At 68.1% G+C, this 3,190-nt stretch carries 4 protein-coding genes; 2 read left to right on the top strand and 2 right to left on the bottom strand.

The features are described 5' to 3' along the window. On the top strand, positions 1–760 hold a 760-nt coding region (locus QZ281_RS08950; RefSeq protein ID WP_292227350.1), incomplete at its 5' end, for an ArgP/LysG family DNA-binding transcriptional regulator. Positions 761–766: 6 nt separating this feature from the next. Here the strand turns inward: QZ281_RS08950 and QZ281_RS08945 are convergent. Beyond that, entirely contained in the window at positions 767–1,240 is a 474-nt protein-coding gene (locus tag QZ281_RS08945) for a cysteine hydrolase family protein (protein WP_292227348.1), read from the bottom strand. 9 nt (positions 1,241–1,249) lie between these two features. Next, positions 1,250–2,098 (bottom strand): helix-turn-helix transcriptional regulator, encoded by an 849-nt coding sequence (locus tag QZ281_RS08940; RefSeq protein ID WP_292227346.1) that lies wholly within the window; start codon positions 2,096–2,098, stop codon positions 1,250–1,252. 97 nt (positions 2,099–2,195) lie between these two features. On the opposite strand from QZ281_RS08940, the gene QZ281_RS08935 reads away from it, so the two are divergent. Continuing rightward, positions 2,196–3,107 (top strand): SDR family oxidoreductase, encoded by a 912-nt coding sequence (locus QZ281_RS08935; RefSeq protein ID WP_292227344.1) that lies wholly within the window; start codon positions 2,196–2,198, stop codon positions 3,105–3,107. The last annotated feature ends 83 nt before the right edge of the window (positions 3,108–3,190 follow it).

Raw genomic sequence — 3,190 nt, 5'->3', positions numbered from 1 at the left:
GCCCCTGATCGTGCGCGGATCGCCCTGCACGACGACGGATCCGGGCGCGCGGCTGTGCGCCCATTTCGATCAGGTCGCCCTGCTGGAGCATGAACTGCTGGCCGACGAACCGGGCTGGGACGACAGGCTCGACACCCGCCCGCCCAGCCTGCGCATCGCCCTGAACGCCGACAGTCTGGCCACTTGGTTCCCGGCGGCGGCGGTCCGGTTCGCGGCGGCGGGCGCGGCCACGCTGGACCTGATCCTGGATGATGAGGCCCACACCGAACGCCTGCGGACGGGTCAGGTGCTGGCCGCCGTCACCACGACCGGAAAAGCCATTCAGGGCTGCCGCACCACGCCACTGGGCGCCCTGCGTTACCGCGCCACGGCCAGCCCGGCCTATTGCGCCCGTCACTTCCCGCACGGCGTGACAGAGGCCGCGTTGCCCCTTGCGCCAGTGCTGCGCTTTGATCCGCGCGACGCGCTCCAAGACCGCTGGATGGTGCAGAGGTTCGGCGCCGCCATCGCCGCACCGACCCATCAGGCGCCCTCGACACAGGGGTTTCTGGACCTGACGCTGGCGGGACTGGCCTGGTCGATGACGCCGGAGCCTCTCGCCGCGCCGCTGATCGCGCGGGGCGAACTGATTGATCTGGCCCCGGACACCTGCGTCGACGTTCCCCTGTTCTGGCGGCGGCCGCGCCTGTCCAGCCGCCTGATCGCCGACCTGACCGAAGCCGTGCGCGAGGCCGCAACTCGGCAACTGATCCCGCTCTGACGGGGTTCAGCCCAGACCCAGTTCCTGCGGCGAACGCAACACAGGCCCGAAATGGTGCGCCCACAGCCGCGCGCCCAGTTCGCCGGAACGATCAAGCGACGATCCGACCGTCAGCCATGACAGCAGCGTCGGTCTGAGGCCCGCATCGAACAGGCAATAGCCCGCCCCCAGCACGCAGGTGTCCGCCTGAATGCCGCAGACCAGCACCCGCTCGACCTCCAGCGACTTCAGGTGCGTGATCAGTTCGGGCGGCGGCAGATAGCCGTGCTTGACGAAGACCTTGTCAGCCGGAACCAGACTGTCGTCATTCAGCCCCGGCTTCCATCCCAACTGCGCCTCGAACGGGGTGACCGCCTCATCGTGCCGTTCGACCGTCGCAGCCGAGGGCATGGCCGCAGCCAGCGCCGTGATCTCGCGCACCAGCGGTTCGGGCGGCGAGAAACTGGGTTGAACATCAATGATCAGGATGGCTTGGCGCATCCCCAGTCTCTACAGCGCGCGCCCGCCCGAATGGCAAGCCTGACCGCACAGCATCCGCACCAGCTCGGCATCCTGCGGCGTGAGCGGATTATAGACGACCAGCCCCAGGTCCGGGCGGGCGTCGACGGCGAAGCTGGAGAACTCCAGCGCGATTTGCCCGACCAGCGGATGGTTCATCCGTTTGGCGCCCTCGCCATGGACGCGGACCTCGTTGTCGCGCCACATGGCCTCGAACTCGGGGCTTGAGGCGCACAGTTCAGCGACCAGATCGGCGGCCTCGGACACGGCGCCTGCGCGGGCCGTATCGGCGCGGAAGGCCGCAACCACAAACCGCGCCATGTCCGTCCAATCCTCCGCCGCCATACGGTCGCGCGACGGGCCGAAGATCAGTTTCAGGATATTGCGCTGACGCGGCTCCAAGGCCCCGTAATCCGTCAGGACAGCGGCCGCGGCGCGGTTCCAGGCCACCACATCCCAGGCGGCGGTCTTGATGAAGGCCGGGCTGACCTCGAAGGCATCCAGCAGACGCTGCAGCCGGGGCGTGACGCCCTGCGGCGCGCGATATCGGACCTCTGGCGGACGCCCCAGTCCCAGCATGAACAGGTGCTCGCGCTCAACCTCCGTCAGCATCAGGCCGGTCGCAATCCGGTTCAACACATCGGCGGACGGCGCCCCGCCGCGCCCCTGCTCCAGCCAAGCGTACCAGGTGGGGCTGATGTTGGCGCGCTGGGCCACCTCTTCGCGGCGCAGTCCCGGCGTGCGGCGCCGCCCCACGGGCAGACCCAGCGCGGCCGGATCAATCCGCGCCCGTCGATCGCGCAGATAGGCGCCCAGAAGACTTCCGGTCGTATCGGTCATGCGGTCCAGTCAGTTATTATAATAGGATAATGTCACGACTTTAACAGGATCAGATTGGAGTGTTCCTGAACCTCCGACAATATCGGAGTGCAAATTCATGCGTATCTTCCTGACCGGCGCGACCGGTTTCATCGGTTCAGCCGTCGCGCAGGAACTGCTTCAGAACGGCCATCAGGTGCTGGGCCTGACACGGTCCGAAGCGGGTGAAGTCATACTGCGGGCGGCGGGCGGCCAGCCCCACAGGGGCGACATCACCGATCTGGACAGCCTGAGGCGCGGCGTCGAGCAATGCGACGGGGTGATCCACACCGCCTTCGACCATGACTTCTCGCGCTTCGTCGAGAACTGCCGCAAGGACGCCCGTGTGATCACGGCCCTGGGCGAGGCGCTGAAGGGCTCCGACCGCCCGCTGCTCATCACCTCCGCGACGCCGATGGGCATGACGACGCCCGACCGCCCGGCCCGTGAAGATCAGTTCAACCCCGCCTCACCCAATCCGCGTGTAGCCTCGGAACTGGCGGGCGAGCAGACGCTGCAGGCCGGGGTGGATGTCCGCGTCGTGCGCCTTTCGCAGATCCACGACACGGTCAAACAGGGGTTGGTGTCCGACGTCGTCGCCCTGGCGCAGCGCACGGGCGTCTCGGCCTATGTCGGTGACGGGTTGAACAACTGGTCGGCGGCCCATGTCACGGATGCGGCGCGGCTCTACCGGCTGGCGCTGGAGAAGGGACAGATCGGCGCCCGCTATCATGCGACGGCTGAAAACGCCCTGCTCTTCCGCCAGATAGCAGAGGCTGTGGGTCGGGGTTTGAGCCTGCCCGTCCTCTCGCTGTCGCCCGATGAGGCGGCGAAACGGCTCGGCCATCTGGCCGCCTTTGCGGGCAAGGAGATGTCAGCCTCCAGCGAGATCACCCGCCGCCAGCTGAACTGGACGCCGACGGGCCCCGGCCTGATCGCCGACATCGAGGCGATGCTGGCGCGATCCTCAGAAAGGCGCGGCGATGCGTGAACGGCGGCGTTCGGGCTGACCGGCCTGCGGCGGCGACAAGGGGCTGGCCATGATGGTCGGGCCGGGCGGCGGCGCAGGCGGCG

It is taken from the genome of Brevundimonas sp., assembly GCF_018608325.1.
In the GTDB taxonomy this organism is placed as follows: domain Bacteria; phylum Pseudomonadota; class Alphaproteobacteria; order Caulobacterales; family Caulobacteraceae; genus Brevundimonas.
Note: the sequence above shows the minus strand (reverse complement) of the source record. Positions and strands in the feature narration are given on the sequence as shown.

Bases quoted from the DNA above. Each gene is read 5' to 3' on its own strand.
- QZ281_RS08945 (WP_292227348.1), bottom strand. From the start codon at position 1,240: ATGCGCCAAGCCATCCTGATCATTGATGTTCAACCCAGTTTCTCGCCG.
- QZ281_RS08940 (WP_292227346.1), bottom strand. From the start codon at position 2,098: ATGACCGATACGACCGGAAGTCTTCTGGGCGCCTATCTGCGCGATCGA.
- QZ281_RS08935 (WP_292227344.1), top strand. From the start codon at position 2,196: ATGCGTATCTTCCTGACCGGCGCGACCGGTTTCATCGGTTCAGCCGTC.